The sequence below is a fragment of the Nocardioides sp. Soil777 genome (assembly GCF_001428425.1).
Classification (GTDB): Bacteria; Actinomycetota; Actinomycetes; order Propionibacteriales; family Nocardioidaceae; genus Nocardioides; species Nocardioides terrigena.
Genome location: NZ_LMSN01000018.1, coordinates 43,644 through 66,519, shown reverse-complemented (window position 1 = coordinate 66,519; position 22,876 = coordinate 43,644). Strand labels below are relative to the sequence as shown.

19 protein-coding genes are annotated in these 22,876 nt (G+C 72.0%); 12 read left to right on the top strand and 7 right to left on the bottom strand.

Annotated elements, in window-relative coordinates; all coding sequences use genetic code 11:
* Positions 1 to 11 precede the first annotated feature (11 nt).
* Positions 12 to 1,229, bottom strand: a complete 1,218-nt coding sequence (locus ASG88_RS17365) for a GAF domain-containing protein (protein WP_056888710.1) — start codon at positions 1,227 to 1,229, stop codon at positions 12 to 14.
* Between the two features lie 90 nt (positions 1,230 to 1,319).
* Between ASG88_RS17365 and ASG88_RS17360 the strand changes: the two genes are divergently transcribed.
* Positions 1,320 to 3,155: an NAD(P)/FAD-dependent oxidoreductase gene (locus tag ASG88_RS17360; protein WP_056888709.1), complete on the top strand. Its 1,836-nt coding sequence runs from the start codon at positions 1,320 to 1,322 to the stop codon at positions 3,153 to 3,155.
* Positions 3,156 to 3,170: 15 nt separating this feature from the next.
* On the opposite strand, the gene ASG88_RS17355 is transcribed toward ASG88_RS17360, so the two are convergent.
* The 3 genes from ASG88_RS17355 to ASG88_RS17345 are packed head-to-tail and all read right to left on the bottom strand — an operon-like array spanning position 3,171 to position 8,177.
* Positions 3,171 to 4,934: an MFS transporter gene (locus ASG88_RS17355; protein ID WP_056888708.1), complete on the bottom strand. Its 1,764-nt coding sequence runs from the start codon at positions 4,932 to 4,934 to the stop codon at positions 3,171 to 3,173.
* Entirely contained in the window at positions 4,931 to 5,662 is a 732-nt protein-coding gene (locus ASG88_RS17350) for an LppX_LprAFG lipoprotein (protein WP_056888707.1), read from the bottom strand. Before ASG88_RS17350 ends, ASG88_RS17355 begins: the two co-directional genes overlap by 4 nt.
* Before the next feature lie 4 nt (positions 5,663 to 5,666).
* Positions 5,667 to 8,177, bottom strand: coding sequence for a DNA topoisomerase (ATP-hydrolyzing) subunit A (locus ASG88_RS17345; RefSeq protein WP_056888706.1), 2,511 nt, complete (start codon positions 8,175 to 8,177; stop codon positions 5,667 to 5,669).
* An 88-nt stretch (positions 8,178 to 8,265) separates the two neighbouring features.
* Between ASG88_RS17345 and ASG88_RS17340 the strand changes: the two genes are divergently transcribed.
* Positions 8,266 to 9,129 (top strand): alpha/beta fold hydrolase, encoded by an 864-nt coding sequence (locus ASG88_RS17340; protein WP_056888705.1) that lies wholly within the window; start codon positions 8,266 to 8,268, stop codon positions 9,127 to 9,129.
* Positions 9,130 to 9,169: 40 nt separating this feature from the next.
* On the opposite strand, the gene trxA is transcribed toward ASG88_RS17340, so the two are convergent.
* The gene (gene trxA / locus ASG88_RS24140; RefSeq protein ID WP_162259862.1) at positions 9,170 to 9,835 is read right to left on the bottom strand and encodes a thioredoxin; all 666 of its coding nucleotides are present in this window, start codon (positions 9,833 to 9,835) and stop codon (positions 9,170 to 9,172) included.
* Between the two features lie 105 nt (positions 9,836 to 9,940).
* Between trxA and ASG88_RS17330 the strand changes: the two genes are divergently transcribed.
* The 3 genes from ASG88_RS17330 to ASG88_RS17320 all read left to right on the top strand — a co-directional run bounded on the left by ASG88_RS17330 (position 9,941) and on the right by ASG88_RS17320 (position 11,593).
* Entirely contained in the window at positions 9,941 to 10,315 is a 375-nt protein-coding gene (locus ASG88_RS17330) for a nuclear transport factor 2 family protein (RefSeq protein ID WP_056888704.1), read from the top strand.
* Between the two features lie 98 nt (positions 10,316 to 10,413).
* A complete protein-coding gene (locus ASG88_RS17325; RefSeq protein ID WP_056888703.1) occupies positions 10,414 to 11,199 on the top strand; it encodes an FAD-binding oxidoreductase in 786 nt (261 codons plus the stop codon).
* A 91-nt stretch (positions 11,200 to 11,290) separates the two neighbouring features.
* Complete coding sequence (locus ASG88_RS17320; RefSeq protein ID WP_056888702.1) at positions 11,291 to 11,593, top strand: hypothetical protein; 303 nt, start codon at positions 11,291 to 11,293, stop codon at positions 11,591 to 11,593.
* Between the two features lie 7 nt (positions 11,594 to 11,600).
* Here ASG88_RS17320 and ASG88_RS17315 read toward each other — a convergent pair whose 3' ends face one another.
* Both ASG88_RS17315 and ASG88_RS17310 read right to left on the bottom strand, forming a co-directional pair.
* On the bottom strand, positions 11,601 to 12,287 hold the full coding sequence (locus ASG88_RS17315; RefSeq protein WP_056888882.1) for an MBL fold metallo-hydrolase: 687 nt from the start codon (positions 12,285 to 12,287) through the stop codon (positions 11,601 to 11,603).
* Positions 12,284 to 13,030 carry a maleylpyruvate isomerase family mycothiol-dependent enzyme gene (locus ASG88_RS17310; RefSeq protein WP_056888701.1) on the bottom strand — a complete coding sequence of 249 codons (747 nt, stop codon included), beginning with the start codon at positions 13,028 to 13,030 and terminating at the stop codon, positions 12,284 to 12,286. Before ASG88_RS17310 ends, ASG88_RS17315 begins: the two co-directional genes overlap by 4 nt.
* A gap of 165 nt (positions 13,031 to 13,195) precedes the next feature.
* On the opposite strand from ASG88_RS17310, the gene uvrA reads away from it, so the two are divergent.
* The 7 genes from uvrA to gap all read left to right on the top strand — a co-directional run bounded on the left by uvrA (position 13,196) and on the right by gap (position 22,876).
* Complete coding sequence (gene uvrA, locus ASG88_RS17305) at positions 13,196 to 16,177, top strand: excinuclease ABC subunit UvrA (protein WP_056888700.1); 2,982 nt, start codon at positions 13,196 to 13,198, stop codon at positions 16,175 to 16,177.
* Positions 16,178 to 16,249: 72 nt separating this feature from the next.
* The gene (locus ASG88_RS17300) at positions 16,250 to 16,747 is read left to right on the top strand and encodes a ubiquinol-cytochrome c reductase iron-sulfur subunit (protein WP_082600697.1); all 498 of its coding nucleotides are present in this window, start codon (positions 16,250 to 16,252) and stop codon (positions 16,745 to 16,747) included.
* A 66-nt stretch (positions 16,748 to 16,813) separates the two neighbouring features.
* Entirely contained in the window at positions 16,814 to 18,823 is a 2,010-nt protein-coding gene (gene uvrC / locus ASG88_RS17295) for an excinuclease ABC subunit UvrC (RefSeq protein ID WP_056888699.1), read from the top strand.
* The gene (gene rapZ, locus ASG88_RS17290) at positions 18,823 to 19,689 is read left to right on the top strand and encodes an RNase adapter RapZ (RefSeq protein ID WP_056888698.1); all 867 of its coding nucleotides are present in this window, start codon (positions 18,823 to 18,825) and stop codon (positions 19,687 to 19,689) included. The genes uvrC and rapZ overlap by 1 nt, the downstream gene beginning before the upstream one ends.
* A 4-nt stretch (positions 19,690 to 19,693) precedes the next feature.
* Positions 19,694 to 20,662 (top strand): gluconeogenesis factor YvcK family protein, encoded by a 969-nt coding sequence (locus ASG88_RS17285; protein WP_056888697.1) that lies wholly within the window; start codon positions 19,694 to 19,696, stop codon positions 20,660 to 20,662.
* A 51-nt stretch (positions 20,663 to 20,713) separates the two neighbouring features.
* Complete coding sequence (gene whiA, locus ASG88_RS17280) at positions 20,714 to 21,700, top strand: DNA-binding protein WhiA (protein WP_056888696.1); 987 nt, start codon at positions 20,714 to 20,716, stop codon at positions 21,698 to 21,700.
* Positions 21,701 to 21,880: 180 nt separating this feature from the next.
* Positions 21,881 to 22,876: a type I glyceraldehyde-3-phosphate dehydrogenase gene (gene gap / locus ASG88_RS17275; RefSeq protein ID WP_056888695.1), complete on the top strand. Its 996-nt coding sequence runs from the start codon at positions 21,881 to 21,883 to the stop codon at positions 22,874 to 22,876.

Here is a 22,876-nt window from a genome sequence, read left to right as displayed (position 1 = left end):
GGAGGTGGCGGTCACCGTGCGGCGACGACCGGTGCGCTGGACCCGGGGATGGCCGGCCCGGCGTCGGGGAGGAGCACCGTGGTGCGTACGGACGGGACGATCCGGTAGGGCTGGGCCTCCAGCAGCGAGCCCAGGGTGCGCCGCAGCCGCGACATCTCCGCCCGCACGGTCACCACCCTGCTCGGGTCGGCGAAGAGGTCGTCGGCGAGCTCGGCGGCGGTCCGGCCGCCGGGGGAGCGCACCAGCGCGAGCAGGATCTCGGCGTGCCGGGGACTGGGGTGGTGCTGCCAGGCGTGGCTGGGGGTGCGGACCCGCAGCTCGGGCCGGCCGCGGAGGTCGAGCTCGAGCTCGGTCGCCTGCGGGTGCTCGTCGCCGAGGCGGACGAGCCAGCCGCCGGGCAGCGGCTCGACGGTGACGGCACCGAGGGTGGGCAGCCACGTCGACTCGGGGGAGAGGTCGGGCGGCAGGAGGAGCCGGTCGGGGGCGGTGAACCCCGTGACGGCGGCGATGTGACCGCTGGGGTCGACGGCGAGGGTGCGGCCGCCGACCCGGGCCACGACGGGGGCGGCGTAGGCGCGCAGCCGCTCGAGCGCCACGGCGTGCTCGTTACGGACCTCGGCGGCGGCCAGCCGGGCGGTGACGCCGACGAGGGCCAGCACGGAGCGCTGGACGGCGTACGCCGGGCCGCTGATGTCGACCGCCCCCAGCGTCCGGCCGGTCCACGGGTCCAGCACCGGGGAGGCGGCGCAGCTCCACCGGGTGTGGGACTCGACGTAGTGCTCGGGGCCGTGGATGTGGACGGGCTCGCCGACGACGAGGCAGGTGCCGATCGCGTTGGTGCCGACGTTGGCCTCGGTCCACGCCGAGCCCTGGACGAAGCCGAGCCGGTCGGCGAGGCGTCGTACGCCGGCGCGGCCCCGCCGCCACAGCACTCGGCCGTCGGTGTCGGTGACGACCACCAGCAGGCCGTCGTCGACGACGGGGGACAGCGACGCGGTGATGCTCGGCAGCAGGGGGGACAGGGCGCTCGAGGCCCGGCGGGACTCGACCTCGCCCTCGGTCAGCGGGGCGACGGCCGGCTCGGCGCCCGGGGCCAGGCCCCCGGCCCGTACGCGGCGCCACGAGGCGCTGATCTCGGGACGGGCCACCCCGGTGGCCGCGCCACCGGACAGCACGCGCTCGCGCGTGAGCCGTGCCGCGCGCTCGCCCTGGCGGCGGTCCTCGCCCATCTCGGCCTCCTGGTGGTTGCAACCCCCTGCAACCCTGCCGCCGATCCTACGGCCGGGTGTGTCGTGGGTCACGTCGGAAGGAGACACCCCGTGACCCAGACCCTGGACGCACCCGAGACCACCGAGACGCCCGACGCGAGCGCCGTGGCCACCGCCTGGCTGGACGACCTGGAGGCGGCCCTGTCCGCCCGGGACGTGCCGGCGGCCGCCCGCCTGTTCGCCAGCGAGTCCTACTGGAGGGACCTGGTGTCCTTCAGCTGGAACATCACCACGGTGGAGGGGCGCGAGGGAGTCGAGCACCTGCTGGAGCAGACGCTGGCCGGCACGGACCCGTCCGGCTTCGCCCTCGACGAGCCGGCCGACGAGGCCGACGGGGTGGTGACCGCGTGGTTCGTCTTCGAGACCGCGGTGGGCCGGGGTCGCGGGCTGCTGCGGCTGGTCGAGGAGGACGGCGAGCGGCGGGCGTTCACGTTCCTGACGACCCTCTACGAGCTCAAGGGCCACGAGGAGCCGCGCAACGAGCACCGCCCGCGGGGCGCCGAGCACGGGGCGGACAAGAGCCGCCAGACGTGGCTCGAGCGCCGCCAGGAGGAGGCCGAGAGCCTCGGCAGCACCACGCAGCCCTACGTCCTGGTGATCGGCGGCGGGCAGGGCGGCATCGCGCTCGGCGCCCGGTTGCGACAGCTCGGGGTCCCGAGCCTCGTGATCGACAAGCACCCGCGGCCCGGCGATCAGTGGCGCAACCGCTACAAGTCGCTGTGCCTGCACGACCCGGTCTGGTACGACCACCTGCCCTACCTGAAGTTCCCGGACAACTGGCCGGTCTTCGCCCCCAAGGACAAGATCGGCGACTGGCTCGAGTCGTACACGAAGATCATGGAGGTCCCCTACTGGTCGAGCACGACGGCGACCAGCGCGTCGTACTCCGAGGAGACGGGCGAGTGGACCGTCGAGGTCGAGCGGGAGGGCAGGCCCCTCACGTTGCGCCCGACCCAGGTGGTCTTCGCGACCGGGATGTCCGGCAAGCCCAACATCCCCGACGTGCCCGGCACGGACGTCTTCGAGGGCGACCTGCACCACTCGTCGGCCCACCCCGGTCCGGACGCCTACCGGGGCAAGAAGGTCGTGGTCATCGGCAGCAACAACTCGGCCTTCGACATCTGCGGGGCGCTGTGGGAGAACGACGTCGACGTGACGATGGTGCAGCGCAGCTCGACCCACATCGTCAAGAGCGACAGCCTCATGGAGATCGGGCTGGGCGACCTCTACTCCGAGCGGGCCGTGAAGGCCGGGGTGACGACCGAGAAGGCCGACCTGATCTTCGCGTCGCTGCCCTACCGGATCCTGCACACCTTCCAGATCCCGGCCTACGAGGCGATGGCGGAGAAGGACAAGGACTTCTACGAGCGGCTCGAGGCAGCCGGCTTCGACCACGACTGGGGCGACGACGGGTCCGGGCTCTTCATGAAGTACCTGCGCCGGGGCTCGGGCTACTACATCGACGTCGGCGCCGCCGACCTGGTGGCCAACGGCGACGTCAAGCTCGTGAAGGGCCAGATCGACCACCTCACCCGGGACGCGGTGGTGCTGGCGGACGGCACCGAGCTGCCGGCGGACGTGGTCGTGATGGCCACCGGCTACGGGTCGATGAACGGCTGGGTGGCCGACCTCATCGACCAGGAGACCGCCGACCGGCTGGGCAAGGTGTGGGGGCTGGGCTCCGACACCACCAAGGACCCCGGTCCGTGGGAGGGCGAGCAGCGCAACATGTGGAAGCCGACCCAGATCGACAACCTCTGGATGCACGGGGGCAACCTCCACCAGTCACGGCACTACTCGCTCTACCTCGCGCTGCAGCTCAAGGCGAGGTTCGAGGGCATCGACACACCGGTCTACGGGCTGCAGGAGGTGCACCACACGAGCTGATCCCCCCGGGCCGGGTCAGTGCGCCGACAGCGCGTCGCGCGCACTGACCTGGTCGGTCCGCGCGCCGGCGAACAGGACCAGGGCCAGCACCCCCGCCACGACCGCGCACCCGGCCGCGCCCCAGAAGACGGCGTGCTCCTGGGCGATGCCCGCCAGCTTGAGGAGCCGGGTGAACTCGTCGCAGCGGCTCGACCCGTCGCAGACCTCGCGGACGGGAGGCACGTCGGCCTGCTCGGCGTAGTAGCGGCGCAGCCCGATGACGGTGAGCGCCGAGATGCCGACCAGCATGCCGACCATGCGGGCGACCACCACGAATGCGCTCGCCACCCCGTGGACGTCGTCGTCGGTGAACGCGAGCAGCGCGGCGTTGACCGGGGCCAGGGCCAGGCCGAAGCCGAGGCCGCACACGACCAGCGCGATGTTGGCCGTCCACTCCGACAGCGAGGTGAGGTCCCAGCGGGTCATCAGCACGAACCCGACCGCCGCCAGCGCCATCCCGGCCGCGGTGACGACACCGGGGGACAGGCTGCGGATGAGGTAGCCGCCGACCACGGCGCCCACCGGCAGCGCCACCAGGAACCGCACCAGCACCAGCGCCGCGAGGAGCTGGGAGTCGGGGTAGACGGTGGTGCGGGCGAACAGCGGGATGTCGATGAGCGCGGCGATCAGCGCGGCCCCGATGAAGAAGCTGACGAGCAGCGCCCCCCACGCGGGGGTACGCCGCAACGCACCGCGGGGGACCAGCGGCGCAGCCGACCGACGCAGGTGCACGACGAACAGCACGGCGGCCACCGCCGAGCCGAGCAGGAACCACAGGCCCTGGTCGGAGAAGACCTGCACCTTGGGGTCCGCGGTGGCGAAGGCGAGGATGACGCCGGCCAGCGCGACCGCCAGCAGCAGCGCGCCGGTGAGGTCGGCCTCGCGCAAGGCACCCACCCAGCGGCGTACGTCGAAGAGGGGGGCGCGGGCGAAGGTGCACCAGGCGAGGAAGGCGACGGCGGCCCCCATGGCCACGACCCCGACCGGGGTGAGCCACCGGCCGTCACCGGTGAACGGGATGAAGGCCTGGCCCCAGGTGAGGTCGCGCAGCAGCGGCGGGGGTCGCAGGAACACCAGGGAGCCGGCCACCAGGGTGAGCGCGAGGAGCCCGAGGCCGACGAGGTCCACGCGGCGCCGGGCCTCGTGCGGGGCCGGCGCGACCCGGCGGATCGCCGCCGCGAGCACCAGCCCGACGGCCAGGTTGATGAGGAAGATCGCCCGCCAGTCGGTGAAGGCGAGCACCACCGCCCCGAACAGCGGTCCGATGACCGAGCCGATCTCCTGCACGGCCGAGACGACGCCGAGGGGCACGCCGCGCCGGTGCGGGGGGTAGAGGTCGGCGACCAGGGCCAGGGTGGCGGGCACGAGCCCACCGCCGCCGACGCCCTGGAGGAAGCGGCCGGCCACCATCGACGGCATGTCGTAGGCCAGGGCGGTCACCAGCGACCCCAGCGCGAAGAGGACCAGCGAGAAGACCAGCACCGGGACCCGCCCGCGCAGGTCGGCCATCCGGCCGATCAGCGGGAGCATGGCGACGTAGCCGAGCAGGAAGCCCGAGATGATCGGCGCCGCCCGTTGGAGCTGGTCGATCGGCACCCCGGTCGACGTCATCATGTCCGGCAGCGCCAGCACCACGACGTAGGTGTCGGCGGCCGCGAAGGCCACCGCGACGGCCGCCAGTCCCAGCAGCAGGCGCGCGGAGCCGGCCCCGGACGCGTCCGGTCCGGCCGCCGGTCTCATGGAGCGACGATGTCCTGCGTCGTGCCGTAGGCGGCGAGGTCGACGGTGTAGGTCATCTCGGTGCTGTCGGGGTAGAAGACCCCGGTGAGCACGGCCTGGCGGAGCTCGCCGTCGTCGCTGACGAGGTACTCGGCGTCGAAGCTGTCGCCCGACGAGCTCGGGATGACCTTCTTCATGGCCTTGCCCGGGACGGTGCCGGTGTAGGTGGTGAGCACCTCGGCGTTGTCGGCGCCGCCGCGGACGCTCTCGCCCTCCTCGACGCCCTCGGTCACGGCCAGCAGCGAGCCGAAGCCGGACTCCTCGCTCACCAGCGCGGCCGGGTCGGGAGCGCCGTAGTCACCGGGGTCGATGTCCTGGTAGCCCGTGGTGAAGGGCAGCTGGGCGTAGACCACCTCGTCGACGGCGATGACCGGCACGTCGACGCTCTGACCGGCGTAGATGACGGTGATGGTGCCCTCGAAGGCGGGGGCGCTGGTCGCGACGCCGTCGGCCCGGGTGATCCCGGAGACGCCGTCGGGCAGGTCCTCCGTGGACAGGGTGAGGTCGACGCCGCTGGTCGTGGCCAGGGTGTCCGCCGCCGCGGCGAGCACCTCCTCGGGCGTCTGCTCGTCGGCGGCCGCGTCGTCGCCACCGCCGGAGCAGCCGCCCAGCAGGAGCGCGCCGGCCAGGGTCGCCGCCAGCGCGAGGGAGGGCGTACGACGTCGGCGACGGGCCACGGGGAAGGTCATGAGATCAGCCTTCCACACCGTCGGTAGGGGGCACGTCGCCCGCCACGGGGGCTGCGGCGTCGCTGGCCACGACGCTGGCCACCGGACCGGACACCGCGGCGATCGGCTGGGCGGCGGGGATGCCGGAACCGTCCCGCCGGCCGGTGGCCTCGGGCAGGTCGACCGGGGCCCCGCTGGCCGCGGCCGCCCGGGCGGGCGCCGGGCCGGCCCAGGCGGTGAGCAGGGTGTCCTCGCCCTTGAGGAAGCGGTGGCAGCGGACGCCGCCGGTGGCGCGTCCCTTGGCGGGGTACTCCGTGAAGGGGGTGACCTTGACCGCCCCGGCCTCGGTGCCGGGCAGGGCCGTGGAGGCCCCGCTGGCGGTCACGACGACTGCCGTGGTCGGGTCGAGGGCGCCGAAGAACGCAACCCGCTCGCCCCCGGTGAGCCGGACGCCGGCGATGCCGCCGCCGGAGCGGCCCTGAGGACGGACGCCGTCCGCACCGAAGTGCAGGAGCTGGGCGTCGGTCGTGATGAAGCAGAGGTTCTCGTTGCCGGTCGCCAGCTCGACGGCGCCGACGACCTCGTCGCCGTCCTTGAGCGAGATGACGTCCCACTCGTCGCGGCCGAGCACCTCCGGGTTGACCCGCTTGACGATGCCGTCGCGGGTGCCGAGGGCGAGACCGGGACCCTCGGTGGCCAGCGAGGTGAGCGCCAATGCGCGCTCACCGCCCTCGAGCTGGAGCATCTCGCTGAGCGGCAGCCCGCCCTGGAGGTTGGGGTCGTTGGCCGAGTCGGGCAGCTGGGGCATGTCGAGCACGCCGAGCCGCAGCAGCCGCCCGCGGGAGGTGATCACGCCGACCTCGCCGCGCGTCGTCGTACGGACCGCGGACACGATGACGTCGTGGTTGGCGCGGCCCTCGCCCTGGCCGGGGACGCTGGCGTTGCCCGAGCGGGCCAGCAGGCCGCTGGACGACAGGTAGGCGAAGCACGGGTCGTCGGCCACCTCGAGCGGGGTGGCGGCCGTGGCGGTCGCGCCGCTCGAGGCGAGCAGGACCGTACGACGCGGGGTGCCGTAGGTCTTGGCGACCTCGGCGAGCTCGTCGGAGACCACCTTGCGCAGCATCTTCTCGTCGCCGAGGATCGCGTCGAGCAGCTCGATGGTGCGCAGCAGCTCGGCCTTCTCCTTGTCCAGCTCGAGCTTGCTGAACTTCGTGAGCCGGCGCAGCGGCATGTCGAGGATGTAGTCGGCCTGGACGTCGGACAGCTCGAAGATGTCGATGAGCCGCTCCTTGGCCGCCGCGGCGTTGTCGGAGGACCGGATCACCTGGATGACCTCGTCGATGTCGAGGATCGCGATGAGCAGGCCGTCGACGAGGTGCAGGCGGTCGGCGGCCTTCTGGCGGCGGAACACCGAGCGGCGGCGCACGACGTCGAAGCGGTGGCCGAGGAAGACCTCGAGCAGCTGCTTGAGGCCGAGGGTGCGCGGCTGGCCGTCGACGAGGGCCACGGTGTTGATGCCGAAGGAGTCCTCCATCGGCGTGAGCTTGTAGAGCTGCTCGAGCAGCGCCTCGGGCACGAAGCCGTTCTTGACCTCGATGACCAGCCGCAGGCCGTGGTTGCGGTCGGTGAGGTCCTTGATGTCGGAGATGCCCTGGAGCTTCTTGGACAGCACCAGCGCCTTGATCCGCTCGATGACCCGCTCGGTGCCGACGCCGTAGGGGAGCTCGGTGACGACGATGCCCTTCTTGCGGGCGGTGACCGACTCGACGCGGGCGGTGGCGCGCATCTTGAAGGTGCCGCGGCCCGTCTCGTAGGCGTCGCGGATGCCGTCGAGGCCCACGATCTTGCCGCCTGTGGGCAGGTCGGGGCCGGGGATGAAGCGCATCAGGTCGTCCAGCGACGCCTTCGGCGTGGTGATGAGGTGCCGCAGGGCCTGGACGACCTCGACGAGGTTGTGCGGCGCGATGTTGGTCGCCATGCCGACCGCGATGCCGGTGGTGCCGTTGACGATGAGGTTGGGGATCGCCGACGGCAGGACCACCGGCTCGGTCTCGCGCGAGTCGTAGTTGGGCTTGAAGTCGACGGTGTCCTCGTCGATGGACGCCGTCATCGCCGCTGCGGCCGGCGCCATCCGGCACTCGGTGTAGCGCATCGCGGCGGGGGAGTCGTCGGGCGAGCCGAAGTTGCCGTGGCCGTCGATCATCGGCAGCCGCATCGACCACGGCTGCGCCATCCGGACCAGCGCGTCGTAGATCGCACCGTCACCGTGGGGGTGGAGCTTGCCCATCACCTCGCCGACCACGCGGGCGCTCTTGACGTGGCCCCGGTCGGGGCGCACGCCCATCTCGTCCATCGTGTAGAGGATGCGTCGCTGCACCGGCTTGAGGCCGTCGCGGGCGTCCGGGAGCGCACGGGAGTAGATGACCGAGTACGCGTACTCCAGGAAGGAGGACTGCATCTCGTCGCCGATGTTGGTGTCGAGGATGTGCTCCTCGAAGTCGTCGGGAGGGGGTGGTGTCGTGGTACGCCGTGCCATGGGCGCCATTGTCCCCGTACGTCGTCCCCGCGCCACGCGGGGCGCGCCGTACGGGCACCGCGAGACGCCGGCGCCCTAGCGTGGGTCCATGACCGCCTCCCGCTCCACCTTCACGTCCCCGTCCGACGCGACCGCCCTGGCGGCGTACACCTGGGACGACGTCGCGGACCCGGTCGGCGTCGTCCAGGTCGCCCACGGCCTCGCCGAGCACGCGGCCCGCTACGACCGCCTCGCCCGCGCGCTCAACGCGGCCGGCTACGTCGTCCACGCCACCGACCACCGCGGCCACGGGTCGTCGGTCGTCGACCGTCCGGGTGACTTCGGTGGGGTCGGCTTCGACGGGCTCATCCGCGACGTCGCGGCGTACGGCGCCTCGCGGCGGGAGGCGGCCGGCGACCTGCCGCTGTTCCTCGTGGCCCACTCGATGGGCTCCTTCGCGGCGCAGTCGGTGCTCCTCGAGCACTCCGACCTCTACACGGGGGTCGTGCTGTCCGGCTCGACCGCCCTCGACCTCCTCGCGTCCGGCATGGCGCAGGCGGAGGGGCCGGTCGGGCTGGAGGCGTTCAATGCCGGCTTCGAGCACCGCACCGGCTACGAGTGGCTCTCCCGGGACGAGGCGGAGGTCGACGCGTACGTCGCCGACCCGTTGTGCGGCTTCGACCTCCCGGACGAGACGGTGCCGGCGCTCTTCGGCGCCGCGGCCGCGCTGGCCGACCCGGCGACCCTCGCCCGGATCCGTCCGGACCTGCCGATCCTGGTGGCGTCCGGCTCGGCCGACCCGCTCGCCGGCGGGGGAGAGCTGGTCCAGGTGCTCGGACAGCGCTACCGAGACGCCGGGGTCACGGACGTGACGGTGCGGGTGTACGACGACGCGCGCCACGAGATCTTCAACGAGACCAACCGCGACGAGGTGACCCGCGACGTCATCGCCTGGCTCGACGCGCACCGGTGACGGGCGGGCGCCCGACCCCATCTGGGTCGGGCGCTCCCGCTCAGCGGTCCAGCGGCCAGCCGCGCTGCGCCCAGCCCGCGGTCCCGTCGGACACGTTGACCGCGTCGACGCCGTTGGACTGGAGGTACTCCGTGATCGCCCGGCTGCGGCCGCCGCTCTGGCAGATCACGAGGACGCGGCGGTCGGTCGGGACCTCGGCGAGGCGCTGCGGGACGTCGTTCATGGGGATGTGCACCGCTCCGGGCACGTGCCCGGCGGTGAACTCCTCCTGCTCGCGGACGTCGAGCACGTAGCCGCCACCCGCATGCTCGGCGGCGAAGGAGTCGAGGTCGAGCTCGGTCGGGTTGGCCTCGGCCTCGGCGATCTGGGCGCGGATCGCGTCCATGTCGAGCTCGCGGGCCTGCTCGATGACGCCCTCCAGCGCCTGCGGGGGCAGCGCCCCGGCCTGGTTGAAGAGGAGGATGCCGTCGCGGAAGAGCATCAGCGTCGGGATCGACGAGATGCCCGCCATCCCGGCCAGCTGCTGCTCGGCCTCGGTGTCGACCTTGGCGAAGACGATGTCGGGGTGCTTCTCGGACGCCGCCTCGAAGATCGGCCCGAACTGCTTGCACGGGCCGCACCACTCGGCCCAGAAGTCGACGAGGACGATGCCCCCACCGACCACGGTGTCCTCGAAGGTGGCTTCGGTCAGCTCTCGGGTACTCATGCCGCCCAGCGTAGGAGGTGGGCCCGTACGACCTATGGACCCCACCTCCGAGGCGGTCATAGCGTGCCGAGAGGGACCCGCCGGGTCCGGGAAGCTGGGATCGTCATGACAGGACAGGAGAACATCGAGAAGTGCAAGGCGGCCTACGCCGCCTTCAGTGCAGGAGACGTCGGAGCCGCCAGCGCGGAGCTCGACGACGGGATCGAGTGGATCGTCACGGGCAACAGCAAGATCTCGGGCACGCGTCACGGCAAGGACGAGGTGGTCGCCTTCTGGATGCAGCTGGCGGAGAAGGGCTTCTCCACGCAGCCGCAGTACTTCCTCGGCGACGACGAGCGCGTCGTGGTGCTGACGTCGGTCACCCTCGACGGCGAGACCGCGGACCAGGCCGACGTGCTGACGTTCCGCGACGGCAGGGTCGTGAAGTTCCAGTCGGCCGGCGACACCGCCATGCAGGAGCGGATCTGGGGCACCAAGTAGGGAGGCCCTCGTAGCCGATCCGGTGGGCACTCGTCGGAGGCGGCGCGGCATCCTTGCCGACGTACGCCCCCGCACTGTCTTCCGGATCGGAGCCGACGTTGACCACTGACTCCTACCTGCTCGAGGTCGCCGCGATCGTCGACGAGACGCGGGACGCGAAGTCGGTCACCTTCACGGTGCCGGACGAGCTCGCCGACCGCTTCGCGTTCTCCCCGGGCCAGTTCCTCACCCTGGGCATCCCCTCGGAGCGGACGGGTCTCGTCGCGCGCTGCTACTCGATCTGCACCCCTCCGGGGGAGCCGCTCACGGTCACGGTCAAGCGGACGGAGGGCGGCTACGCCTCGGGGTGGATCCACGACCACCTCGCGGTCGGCGACACCGTGCGGGTGCTGCCGCCGTCGGGCATCTTCACGCCCCGGGACTGGTCGGCCGACCTCCTGCTGCTCGCCGGCGGGTCGGGCATCACGCCGATCATGTCGATCGTGCGGACGGCCCTCGCCGAGCACTCCGGTCGGGTCGTCCTCCTCTACGCCAACCGCGACGAGCGGTCGGTCATCTTCGCCGGGCCCCTCGCCGCGCTGGCCGACGAGCACCCGGAGCGGCTGCTGGTCGTGCACTGGCTCGAGTCGGTCCAGGGACTCCCGAGCGAGGCGCAGCTGCGCGCCTTCGCCTCGTCGTACGACGGGTGGACCAGCTTCTGCTGCGGTCCGGCACCGTTCATGACCGGGGTCTCGCAGGCGCTGCGCTCCCTGGGCGTCCCCCGCGCCCGGCGCCACCAGGAGAAGTTCGTGTCCCTCGACGGCAACCCGTTCGGGGACGTCGACGAGGTGCGGGCGGCCCGGGCCACCCTGGACGCTGCGGACGACCCGGACGACGCGGCCTAGCCAGCACGGCCAAGGACTCCGCCTGCGGTGACCTTCGCCCCTGCTCGCGGCTGCGGAGGGGAGAGACGATGGAGGTGAGGAGGTGGGTCCGATGATCGGAACCGCGGTCCGCACCCGTCCCGACCCGCGCTGGACCGGAGTGGCCAGCGCCTGGTTCGGCGCGATGGCGGTGCTCGGGCTGGCGTGGGTCTGGCTGATCACCGCGACGTCGGTGGACCCGGCCGAGAGCCTGCGCATCGCCGGCTCCTGGCTCGTGCCCGTCGGGCTGGTCGGCGCCGTGCTGACCGGGCCGTTCGGCCTGCACGGGCCCGGACGGAGGTGGGCCGTCACCGGCCTGTCGCTGGCCGCGGCCGTCGTGGTCGCGTTCGTGGTGCTCTACAACGTCTACGACTGACGACTGCTCACCAGCCGCGCTCGCGCCACTCGGCGAGGTGCGGGCGCTCGGCGCCGAGGGTCGAGTCGCCGCCGTGGCCGGGGTAGAACCACGTGCTGTCCGGGAGCGGGTCGAAGAGCTTGGTCTCCACGTCCGAGACGAGCCGGCGGAACGCGTCGTCGTCGCCGAACGTGTTGCCCACCCCGCCCGGGAAGAGCGAGTCGCCGGTGAAGAGGTGGCCGCCGTCCTCGGGCCAGTAGAGGCAGATCGACCCCGGCGTGTGGCCGGCGACGTGGATGACCTGCAGGTCGCAGGTGCCGACCGCCACCCGGTCACCGTCGCCGACGCGCCGGGTCACCTCGACGCCGGTCTGCTGGGTGATCGCGTCCGCGTCGGCCTCGCCGGCGACGACCATCGCCCCGGTCGCGGCCACGACCTCGGCGAGCGCCCGGTGGTGGTCCCAGTGCTGGTGCGTGGTGACCACGGCCGTCAGCGACCGGTCGCCCACCAGCTCGAGCAGCCGCGGCGCCTCGGCGGCGGCGTCGACCAGGACGAGCTCGTCGGTCTCCCCGCAGTGGACCAGGTAGCAGTTGTTGGACATCTCCGGGTCGACCGCGACCTTGGTGATCGTGATGCAGCCGACCGTCCGGACGTCGGGAGTGCCACCCGGGGACACGTCGCCGCTGTAGGCGCCTGGCTGCTGCTGGTCGTTCACCACGAGGGCACCTCCGGGAGTCGTTCCTGGTCTACGGTCAGGTCCGCGCCGTCGCCGCGGCCGGTCAGCCACCACCCCAAGGAGGCAGCGTCGCCCGTGACGTTGGCCACGGGATCGCCGTCGCCGAAGTCCCACGTGCGGGCCAGGTCGCGGGCCAGGACGCGGAACGGCTGCGGGTAGGGGCGCTTGGTCATCGACTCGACCAGCACCGCGGCGAACGCCTCCGGCCACTCGGCGGGCGTGTAGTCGGCGCCGAGGTCGACGTGGTGGATCTCGACCTCGCGCAGCCGCATCAGTGGCACCGTGGCGACGGAGAACGTCGCGCCGCCACCCGGCGTACGCTCGAAACGCCCGTGCCAGGCGTCGTCGCCCGACAACGAGGCCGCGGCCCGGGCGAAGCAGTGCGTGGAGGCCATCAGGCGCTCGCGCAGCTCGCTGACCTCGGCCTTTGCCAGCTCCTCGATGTCGGCGGCGCGGGCGTCGGGCGAGGCGTACATGGGCTGCTGCTCACCGCGCGCCGCGGCCGAGAGCACCCGCTCGAGGGACTCGGCGTTGAGCGCCAGGTGCGCGACGACGTGCGCCCGCGACCAGCCGGGGAGCAGCGAGGGCCGGGCGAGATCCTCCGCGGCGAGGGCGTCCACGGTGCGCACGAGGCGCTGGTCGGCCCCGGTCAGGAGCTCGAGCTGGGTGGGCACCCAGGGGGGCGCCCCGGCCCCCGGCGCCGGGGGAGCGGTGTCCGTCATGGATGTCATTCAACACACACCTGGGGGTGCTGTGCAGCCCCGTAGGATCGATGACTGACCGCGTGGCGGGTTGCAACCCGGCGCGGCGTGACGAACACTTGTTCGAACCCATCTCCCTGCTCGAGTGACCACCCGGGTGGGGATCCCTGTGCAGTGAGGACCATTGTGGCCGACCAGCTGATCATCCGCGGCGCCCGCGAGCACAACCTCAAGGACGTCTCGCTCGACCTGCCCCGTGACGCGCTCATCGTCTTCACCGGCCTCTCCGGCTCGGGCAAGTCGAGCCTGGCGTTCGACACGATCTTCGCCGAGGGCCAGCGGCGCTACGTCGAGTCCCTGTCGGCCTACGCCCGGCAGTTCCTCGGCCAGATGGACAAGCCCGACGTCGACTTCATCGAGGGCCTGTCGCCCGCGGTGTCCATCGACCAGAAGTCCACCTCCAAGAACCCCCGCTCGACCGTCGGCACCATCACCGAGGTCTACGACTACCTGCGCCTGCTCTACGCCCGCGCCGGCCGGCCCCACTGCCCCGTCTGTGGTGCACCGATCGAGCGCCAGACCCCGCAGCAGATCGTCGACAGGATCCTCACCCTCGAGGAGGGTGCCCGCTTCCAGGTCCTGGCTCCGGTCATCCGCGGACGCAAGGGCGAGTACGTCGAGCTGTTCCGGCAGCTCCAGACCGACGGTTTCAGCCGCGCCCGCGTCAACGGCGAGACCCACCAGCTGGCGGAGCCGCCCAAGCTCGACAAGCAGAAGAAGCACACGATCGAGGTGGTCGTCGACCGGCTCGCGGTCAAGGCCTCCAGCAAGCGCCGGCTCACCGACTCGGTGGAGACCGCGCTGCGCCTGGCCAGTGGCCTGGTGGTGTTCGACTTCGTGGACCTCGACGCCAAGGACCCGGGCCGCGAGATGCGGTTCTCCGAGCGGATGGCCTGCCCCAACGAGCACACCATCGACACCGACGAGCTCGAGCCGCGGTCGTTCTCCTTCAACTCGCCGTTCGGCGCCTGCACGCAGTGCCACGGCCTCGGCACCCGGATGGAGGTCGACCCCGAGCTGGTCGTCCCCGACTCCCGCGCCACCCTCGGCGAGGGCGCCATCCAGCCGTGGAGCAACGCGCACGTCGCCGACTACTTCCTGCGCCTGATGAACGCCCTCGGCGAGGAGCTCGGCTTCGACCTCAACACCCCGTGGGACGAGCTGGACGCCAAGAGCCGCACCGCCATCCTCGACGGCCACAAGACCAAGGTCCACGTGGTCACCAAGAACCGCTACGGCCGCCAGCGGTCCTACTACGCCGCCTTCGAGGGGGTCCGCCCCTACATCGAGCGCCGGCACACCGAGGCCGAGTCCGACACCAGCCGGGAGCGCTTCGAGGGCTTCATGCGCGAGGTGCCCTGCCCGGCGTGCCGGGGGAGCCGCCTCAAGCCCGTCTCGATGTCGGTCACCCTCGGCCCCAAGGACGAGGGCGGCAAGAACATCGCCGAGGTCTGCGCGCTGCCGATCAACGAGGCCGCGGCCTACCTGGGCGACCTCGAGCTGTCCCCGCGCGAGAAGCAGATCGCCGAGCGGGTGCTCAAGGAGATCCAGGAGCGGCTCAACTTCCTGCTCGACGTGGGCCTCGACTACCTCTCCCTGGACCGGCCCTCCGGCTCGCTGTCCGGCGGCGAGGCCCAGCGCATCCGGCTGGCGACCCAGATCGGGGCCGGGCTGGTCGGCGTCCTCTACGTCCTCGACGAGCCGTCCATCGGCCTGCACCAGCGCGACAACCAGCGCCTCATCGAGACGCTGGTGCGGCTCAAGGAGCTCGGCAACACCCTGATCGTCGTGGAGCACGACGAGGACACCATCCGCACGGCCGACTGGGTGGTCGACATCGGCCCCGGCGCCGGCGAGCACGGTGGCCAGGTGGTCCACAGCGGCACCGTCAAGGACCTCTACGAGCACCCGGACTCGATGACCGGCCAGTACCTCTCGGGACGTCGCGAGATCCCGGTCCCGGAGATCCGTCGCCCGCGCACCAAGGGTCGCGAGCTCACGGTGCACGGCGCCAAGGAGCACAACCTGCGCAACGTCGACGTGAGCTTCCCGCTCGGCGTCTTCTGCGCGGTCACCGGCGTCTCCGGCTCGGGCAAGTCGACCCTGGTCAACGACATCCTCTACACCTCGCTGGCCAAGCAGATCTACAACGCCCGCACGGTCCCCGGACGGCACACCCGCATCTCGGGCACCGAGCACGTCGACAAGGTCATCCACGTCGACCAGTCGCCGATCGGGCGCACGCCGCGGTCCAACCCCGCGACGTACACCGGGGTCTTCGACCACGTCCGCAAGCTCTTCGCCTCGACCCCCGAGGCCAAGATGCGCGGCTACCTGCAGGGCCGCTTCTCGTTCAACGTCAAGGGCGGGCGCTGCGAGGCGTGCTCCGGTGACGGCACGATCAAGATCGAGATGAACTTCCTGCCGGACGTGTACGTCCCGTGCGAGGTCTGCCACGGCGCCCGCTACAACCGCGAGACGCTCGAGGTGCACTACAAGGGCAAGACCATCGCCGAGGTCCTCGACATGCCGATCGAGGAGGCGCTGGACTTCTTCGCCGCCGTGCCGCCGATCGCGCGCCACATGAAGACCCTGTGCGAGGTCGGGCTCGGCTACGTCCGGCTCGGCCAGCCTGCCACCACCCTGTCGGGCGGCGAGGCCCAGCGCGTCAAGCTCTCCAGCGAGCTCCAGAAGCGCTCGACCGGCCGCACGGTCTACGTCCTGGACGAGCCGACGACCGGCCTGCACTTCGAGGACATCCGCAAGCTGCTCCTGGTCCTGGGCAGGCTCGTCGACGCCGGCAACACGGTGCTGGTGATCGAGCACAACCTCGACGTCATCAAGACCGCCGACTGGCTGGTCGACATGGGCCCCGAGGGCGGGTCGCGCGGCGGCATCGTGGTCGCGGAGGGCACTCCGGAGACCGTGGCCGCGCACCCCGACAGCCACACCGGCCGGTTCCTCGCGCCGCTGCTCGAGGGACGAGCCGCCAAGCAGCCCCGTGGTCGGGTCGCCCCCAAGGACGAGCCGCCCACGCGACTGGCCAAGAAGGCCGCCCGCAACGCCGCCGCCAAGAAGACCGCCACCAAGCGGAAGGTCTCGAAGTAGGGGGACCCCGGCGGATCCTCAGCCTGCTCACAGGTACGGGCGGGCCCGGTGTCCTACGGTGGTGGGACCCTGATGACTGACCGAGAGGCCACCACCATGAGCACCGAGCACTCCGTCTCCCGCCGGCGGTTCGCCACGACCGCCTCCGCGGGCCTCGCGCTCCCCGTCCTCGCGGCCTGCGGGTCCGACGACACCGGTACGGCGAGCGACTCCTCCTCGTCGTCGTCCGAGCCGAGCTCGTCGCCGTCGAGCTCCAGCAGCGAGGGCGGTGCCGCCGCCGGCGGTGCGGCGCTCGCGAGCACCTCCGACATCCCGGTCGGAGGCTGCGCGGTGTTCGAGGCCGAGAAGGTGGTCGTCACCCAGCCGACCGAGGGCGACTTCAAGGCGTTCAGCGCGACGTGCACCCACCAGGGGTGCTCGGTGAGCGCGTCCAGCGACGGCGAGATCCCCTGCAACTGCCACGGCAGCGCCTTCTCCCTCGAGGACGGCTCCGTGGTCAACGGTCCGGCGACCGCGCCTCTCGCGGAGGTCTCGATCACCGTCGACGGGGACAGCATCACGCTGGCCTGACACCGGGTCCGGGGGCGCCGGTCACCACCCGCAGGGACTGTCCCCGGCCGCCCGTAGGGTTGTCGGGTGGCCACCCCCAGCAGCTATCGACCCGCCCCCGGGTCGATCCCGACCGACCCGGGGGTCTACCGGTTCCGCGACGCCAAGGGCCGGGTGATCTACGTCGGCAAGGCCAAGAGCCTGCGCCCGCGCCTGTCGTCGTACTTCCAGGACATCGCCAACCTGCACCCGCGCACGGCGAGCATGGTGACGACCGGCGCGAGCGTCGAGTGGACGGTGGTCAAGACCGAGGTCGAGGCCCTCCAGCTGGAGTACAGCTGGATCAAGGAGTTCGACCCGCGGTTCAACGTCAAGTACCGCGACGACAAGTCCTACCCGTGGCTCGCGGTGACCGTCGGCGAGGAGTTCCCGCGGGTCATGGTGGGCCGGGGCGCCAAGCGCAAGGGCACCCGCTACTTCGGGCCCTACGGCCACGCCTGGGCGATCCGCGAGACCGTGGACCTGCTGCTGCGCGTCTTCCCGATGCGCTCGTGCAGCAACGGCGTCTTCAAGCGCTCCAGCCAGATCGGCCGGCCGTGCCTGCTCGGCTACATCGACAAGTGCGCGGCCCCCTGCGTCGGCAACGTCACCGCCGAGGAGCACCGCAGGATCGTCGACGACTTCTGCGACTTCATGGCCGGCAACACCAACGCCTTCGTGCGCCGGATCGAGCGCGAGATGTACGCCGCGTCCGAGGCGATGGACTTCGAGAAGGCCGCCCGCCTTCGCGACGACCTCGGCGCGATGCGCAAGGCGCTGGAGAAGCAGGCGGTGGTCCTGGGCGACGGGACCGACGCCGACGTCATCGCGCTCGCCGAGGACCCCCTCGAGGTCGCGGTGCAGATCTTCTACGTGCGCGGCGGGCGGATCCGTGGCCAGCGCGGCTGGGTCGCCGACCGCTCCGACGACAGCGACACGGCCGGGCTCGTCCAGGAGTTCCTGCTCCAGCTGTACGGCGGCGTGGCGGCCGAGGACGACGCGTCGGCGATCCCGCGCGAGGTGCTGGTGCCGGCGCTGCCGCCCGACGCCGCCGTCCTCGAGGACCTGCTCAGCGACATCCGGGGGAGCCGGGTGGCCATCCGGGTGCCGCAGCGGGGGGACAAGAAGGCGCTCCAGGAAACCGTCGCCTCCAACGCCGGTCAGTCGCTGATGCTCCACAAGACCAAGCGCGCCAGCGACCTCACCACCCGCAACCGAGCCCTGGAGGAGATCCAGAAGGCGCTCGGGCTCGACGAGGTGCCGCTGCGCATCGAGTGCTACGACGTGTCCAACCTCCAGGGCACCGAGGTGGTGGCCTCGATGGTGGTCTTCGAGGACGGCCTGGCGCGCAAGGGGGAGTACCGCCGCTTCGTGATCCGGGGCGAGGACGGCTCCGACGCGGACGGGCAGGTCGGGCAGAACGACGTGGCCCACATGCACCAGGTCATCACCCGGCGCTTCCGGCGGCTCCTCGACGAGCAGGCCAGGTCGCAGGCCGTGAGCACCGAGTCCGGGCCGATGCTCGTCGACCCCGAGACCGGCCGGCCCCGCAAGTTCGCCTACGCGCCGGGCCTCGTCGTCGTGGACGGCGGGCCGCCGCAGGTGGCGGCCGCCCAGCAGGCGCTCACCGAGCTCGGCATCGACGACATCCCGGTCTGCGGGCTCGCCAAGCGGCTCGAGGAGGTGTGGCTGCCCGACGAGGAGGACCCGGTGATCATGGCCCGGTCCAGCGAAGGGCTCTACCTCCTCCAGCGGGTGCGCGACGAGGCCCACCGGTTCGCCATCACCCACCACCGGTCGCGGCGTTCCAAGACCATGGTCGAGAGCATGCTCGACGACGTGCCCGGCCTCGGCGAGGTGCGTCGCAAGACGCTGCTCAAGCACTTCGGCTCCCTCAAGAAGCTCCGGGAGGCCGACGCCGCCGAGATCGCCCTGGTGCCCGGCATCGGGCCGCGCACCGCGGCCTCGATCAAGGAGGCGGTCGCCGCCGCGGCCACGACCCGCAAGACTGGCAGCCCGCGGGTCAACACCGCGACGGGCGAGATCGAGGAGGACTGATGGACCCCCAGCCGGCTGAGCTGGTCATCGTGACCGGCATGACGGGCGCCGGGCGCAGCACCGCCGCCAAGGAGCTCGAGGACCTCGGGTTCTTCGTCGTCGACAACCTTCCGCCCACGCTGGTGCGCGACGTCGTACGCCTCGTCGACGACAACCACGGCATCAGCCAGCCCATCGCCGTCGTGGTCGACGTCCGGTCGGGGTCGTTCTTCGACTCCCTCCAGGCCAACCGCCACCAGGGGGTCACCGGGCGCCCGACCACGCTGCTGTTCCTCGAGGCCACCGACGACGTGCTCGTCCGCCGCCAGGAGGCTGCCCGGCGACCACACCCGCTGCAGGGCAGCGGCCGTCTCCTCCACGGCCTGCAGCGGGAGCGCGAGGTCCTCGCCGAGCTGCGCGGGGACGCCGACGTGGTCATCGACACCACCAACCTCAACGTCCACCAGCTCACCGACCGGATCGCCCAGGCCTTCGGCACCGCCGAGTCGACGCGTCTCAAGGTCACGGTGACCAGCTTCGGGTTCAAGTACGGCATCCCGGTGGACGCCGACTTCGTCGCGGACATGCGCTTCCTGCCCAACCCGTTCTGGGTGCCCGAGCTGCGGGCGCTCAACGGGCGGGACGAGGCGGTCGCGACCTACGTCAAGGAGCGTCCCGGCGCGGCCGAGTTCCTCGAGCAGTACGTCCCGGTGCTGGAGACCGCGGCCCGCGGCTACCTGCGCGAGGGCAAGCGCTTCATGACCGTGGCCATCGGCTGCACCGGCGGCAAGCACCGCAGCGTGGCCATGACCGAGGAGATCGCCGCGCGGCTGCGCGCGCTCGGCCACGACACCGGCGCGCGTCACCGCGACCTGGGTCGGGAGTGAGCTGATGGCACGCGACACCGCCCAGGCCGCCGTCGCCCTGGGTGGCGGGCACGGCCTGTTCGCCACCCTGAGCGCCCTGCGCAGGCTCGAGGCCGACCTGACCATCGACTCCCTGACGGCCGTCGTCACGGTCGCCGACAACGGCGGCTCGTCCGGTCGGCTCCGGGGCGAGTTCGGCGTCCTACCGCCCGGCGACCTGCGGATGGCGCTGGCCGCCCTGTGCGGCGACGACGAGTGGGGTCGGACGTGGGCCGAGGTCGTCCAGCACCGGTTCGCCGGGGAGGGCGACATGCGGGGCCACGTGGTGGGCAACCTGCTCATCGTCGGGCTCTGGGAGCTCATGGGCGACCACGTCCGGGCCCTCGACTGGGTCGGGCGGCTGCTGGGCGCCCAGGGGCGGGTGCTGCCGATGGCGGTCACCCCGATGGACATCACCGCCGAGGTGCGCGGCCTCGACCCGGGTGACCCGGCCCGCACCACGACCGTCCGCGGCCAGGTGGAGGTCGCCACCACCGACGGCGACATCGTGTCGGTCGCCCTCGACCCGCCCTCGCCGCAGGCCTGCACGGAGTCCGTCGACGCCATCCTCGACGCCGACTGGGTGTTCCTCGGGCCCGGCTCGTGGTTCACCTCGGTGATCCCGCACCTCATGGTCCCCGGGCTCCGGGAGGCCCTGGTCAACACCTCGGCCAGGCTGGTGGTGGTGCTCAACCTGGAGCCCCAGGAGGGGGAGACCCCGGGGTTCGGGCCGGAGGACCACCTGGCGGCCCTCTTCGAGCACGCGCCCGAGCTCAAGATCCACACCGTCCTGGCCGACCGCGGCAGCGTGGCGCACCCCGACGAGCTCGAGCGGGTGGCCGCGTCCGCCGGTGCGGAGCTGGTGCTGGCCGACGTGGCGGCCGACGACGCCACGGACCGGCACGACCACGCTCGTCTCGCGGCCGCCTTCGAGGGGATCGTGTCGCGCGTCTGAACACCCCCGGCGGCGGTCGGGGTGATTGACGCGCATGGCAGGATCGGGCCCATGGCGATGACGGCACAGGTGAAGGCGGAGCTCGCCAACACCCAGATCACCAAGACCTGCTGCCGCAAGGCCGAAGTGGCCTCGATGCTGCGGTTCGCGGGCGGTCTCCACATCGTCAGCGGCCGCATCGTGGTGGAGGCCGAGCTCGACACCGGTGCCGCCGCGCGGCGCCTGCGCAAGGACATCGCCGAGGTCTACGGCCACCAGTCCGACGTGGTCATGGTGCAGGGCAACGGCATCCGCAAGGGCAGCCGCTACATCGTCCGGGTGGTCAAGGACGGCGAGGCCCTCGCCCGCCAGACCGGCCTGCTGGACCAGCGCGGCCGCCCGGTGCGGGGCCTGCCCCCCGCCGTCGTCTCGGGTGGCGGCTGCGACGCAGTCGCCGCGTGGCGCGGCGCCTTCCTCGCCCACGGCTCGCTGACCGAGCCCGGGCGCTCGTCGTCGCTCGAGATCACCTGCCCCGGTCCGGAGGCGGCGCTCGCGATCGTCGGCGTCGCCCGCCGGCTCGGCATCTCCGCCAAGGCCCGCGAGGTCCGCGGCATCGACCGGGTGGTCATCCGTGACGGCGACGCCATCGGTGCGCTGCTGACCCGGCTCGGCGCCCACGAGTCCCTGATGGCCTGGGAGGAGCGGCGCATGCGCCGTGAGGTCCGTGCCACCGCCAACCGGCTCGCCAACTTCGACGACGCCAACCTGCGTCGTTCCGCCCGCGCGGCCGTGGCCGCCGGCGCCCGCGTCGAGCGGGCCCTGGAGATCCTCGCCGACGAGGTCCCCGACCACCTCAAGCTCGCGGGCCACCTGCGGCTCGAGCACAAGCAGGCCAGCCTCGAGGAGCTCGGCCAGCTGCACGACCCGGTGCTCACCAAGGACGCCATCGCCGGCCGCATCCGCCGCCTGCTGGCCATGGCCGACAAGCGCGCCGAGGAGCTCGGCATCCCCGACACCGAGTCGTCGCTGACCCCGGAGATGCTCGCCGAAGAGGCCTGACCGGCCCTCGTCCGGGCCGGGTTCCGCCGCCGCGCGGAGTTACCCGCACGTACGCCGATACGGCCCCCGCCACGCGGGACGCGCGCGCGATAGGGTCGACGCGAGACGCCGACGACCGCGCCTGCGTGCCGTCGTGCCACCTGACCCCGCACACGCTCGTTCCCTCTTAGGAGTTCCGCAGTGACTGTTCGCGTAGGTATCAACGGCTTCGGCCGCATCGGCCGCAACTTCTTCCGCGCCGTGCGCGCGTCGGGTGCCGACATCGAGATCGTCGGCGTCAACGACCTGACCGACAACGCCTCGCTCGCGCACCTGCTCAAGTACGACTCGATCCTGGGCCGCCTCGACGCCGACGTGTCGAGCGACGACACCTCGATCCGGGTCGGCGACCAGACCATCACCGCCTTCGCCGAGCGCGACCCGGCCAACCTCAAGTGGGGCGAGCTGGGCGTCGACGTCGTCGTCGAGTCCACCGGCTTCTTCACCGACGCGACCAAGGCCCGCGCCCACGTCGACGCCGGCGCCAAGAAGGTCATCATCTCCGCGCCCGCCTCCCACGAGGACATCACCGTCGTGATGGGTGTCAACCACGAGCTCTACGACCCGAGCAAGCACACGGTCATCTCCAACGCCTCGTGCACGACCAACTGCCTCGCCCCGATGGCGAAGGCGCTCCACGAGGAGTTCACGATCGTCAAGGGCCTGATGACGACGGTGCACGCCTACACCGCCGACCAGAACCTGCTCGACAACATCCACAAGGACCCCCGTCGCGCCCGCGCCGCCGCCCTCAACGTGGTCCCCACGTCGACCGGCGCCGCCAAGGCGATCGGCCTGGTCATGCCCGAGCTCAAGGGCAAGCTCGACGGCTACGCCCTGCGCGTCCCGGTCCCGACCGGCTCGGCCACCGACCTCACCTTCGAGGCCGGCCGCGAGACCTCGGTCGAGGAGGTCAACGCCGCCGTGCAGAAGGCCGCCGACGGCAAGTTCCTCAAGTACTCCACCGACCCGATCGTGTCCTCGGACATCGTCACCGACCCGGCGTCCTGCATCTTCGACGCGCCGCTGACCAAGGTCATCGGCAACCAGGTCAAGGTCGTCGGCTGGTACGACAACGAGTGGGGCTACTCCAACCGCCTCGCCGACCTGATCACCCACATCGGCACGACGCTCTGA

Excerpts from the sequence above, each read along its gene's own strand:
- whiA (WP_056888696.1), top strand. The coding sequence starts at position 20,714 with ATGGCGATGACGGCACAGGTGAAGGCGGAGCTCGCCAACACCCAGATC.
- rapZ (WP_056888698.1), top strand. The coding sequence starts at position 18,823 with ATGGACCCCCAGCCGGCTGAGCTGGTCATCGTGACCGGCATGACGGGC.
- ASG88_RS17310 (WP_056888701.1), bottom strand. The coding sequence starts at position 13,030 with ATGACGGACACCGCTCCCCCGGCGCCGGGGGCCGGGGCGCCCCCCTGG.
- trxA (WP_162259862.1), bottom strand. The coding sequence starts at position 9,835 with ATGAGTACCCGAGAGCTGACCGAAGCCACCTTCGAGGACACCGTGGTC.
- ASG88_RS17345 (WP_056888706.1), bottom strand. The coding sequence starts at position 8,177 with ATGGCACGGCGTACCACGACACCACCCCCTCCCGACGACTTCGAGGAG.
- ASG88_RS17320 (WP_056888702.1), top strand. The coding sequence starts at position 11,291 with ATGATCGGAACCGCGGTCCGCACCCGTCCCGACCCGCGCTGGACCGGA.
- ASG88_RS17330 (WP_056888704.1), top strand. The coding sequence starts at position 9,941 with ATGACAGGACAGGAGAACATCGAGAAGTGCAAGGCGGCCTACGCCGCC.
- ASG88_RS17300 (WP_082600697.1), top strand. The coding sequence starts at position 16,250 with ATGACTGACCGAGAGGCCACCACCATGAGCACCGAGCACTCCGTCTCC.
- ASG88_RS17365 (WP_056888710.1), bottom strand. The coding sequence starts at position 1,229 with ATGGGCGAGGACCGCCGCCAGGGCGAGCGCGCGGCACGGCTCACGCGC.
- ASG88_RS17350 (WP_056888707.1), bottom strand. The coding sequence starts at position 5,662 with ATGACCTTCCCCGTGGCCCGTCGCCGACGTCGTACGCCCTCCCTCGCG.
- ASG88_RS17285 (WP_056888697.1), top strand. The coding sequence starts at position 19,694 with ATGGCACGCGACACCGCCCAGGCCGCCGTCGCCCTGGGTGGCGGGCAC.
- ASG88_RS17355 (WP_056888708.1), bottom strand. The coding sequence starts at position 4,934 with ATGAGACCGGCGGCCGGACCGGACGCGTCCGGGGCCGGCTCCGCGCGC.
- ASG88_RS17340 (WP_056888705.1), top strand. The coding sequence starts at position 8,266 with ATGACCGCCTCCCGCTCCACCTTCACGTCCCCGTCCGACGCGACCGCC.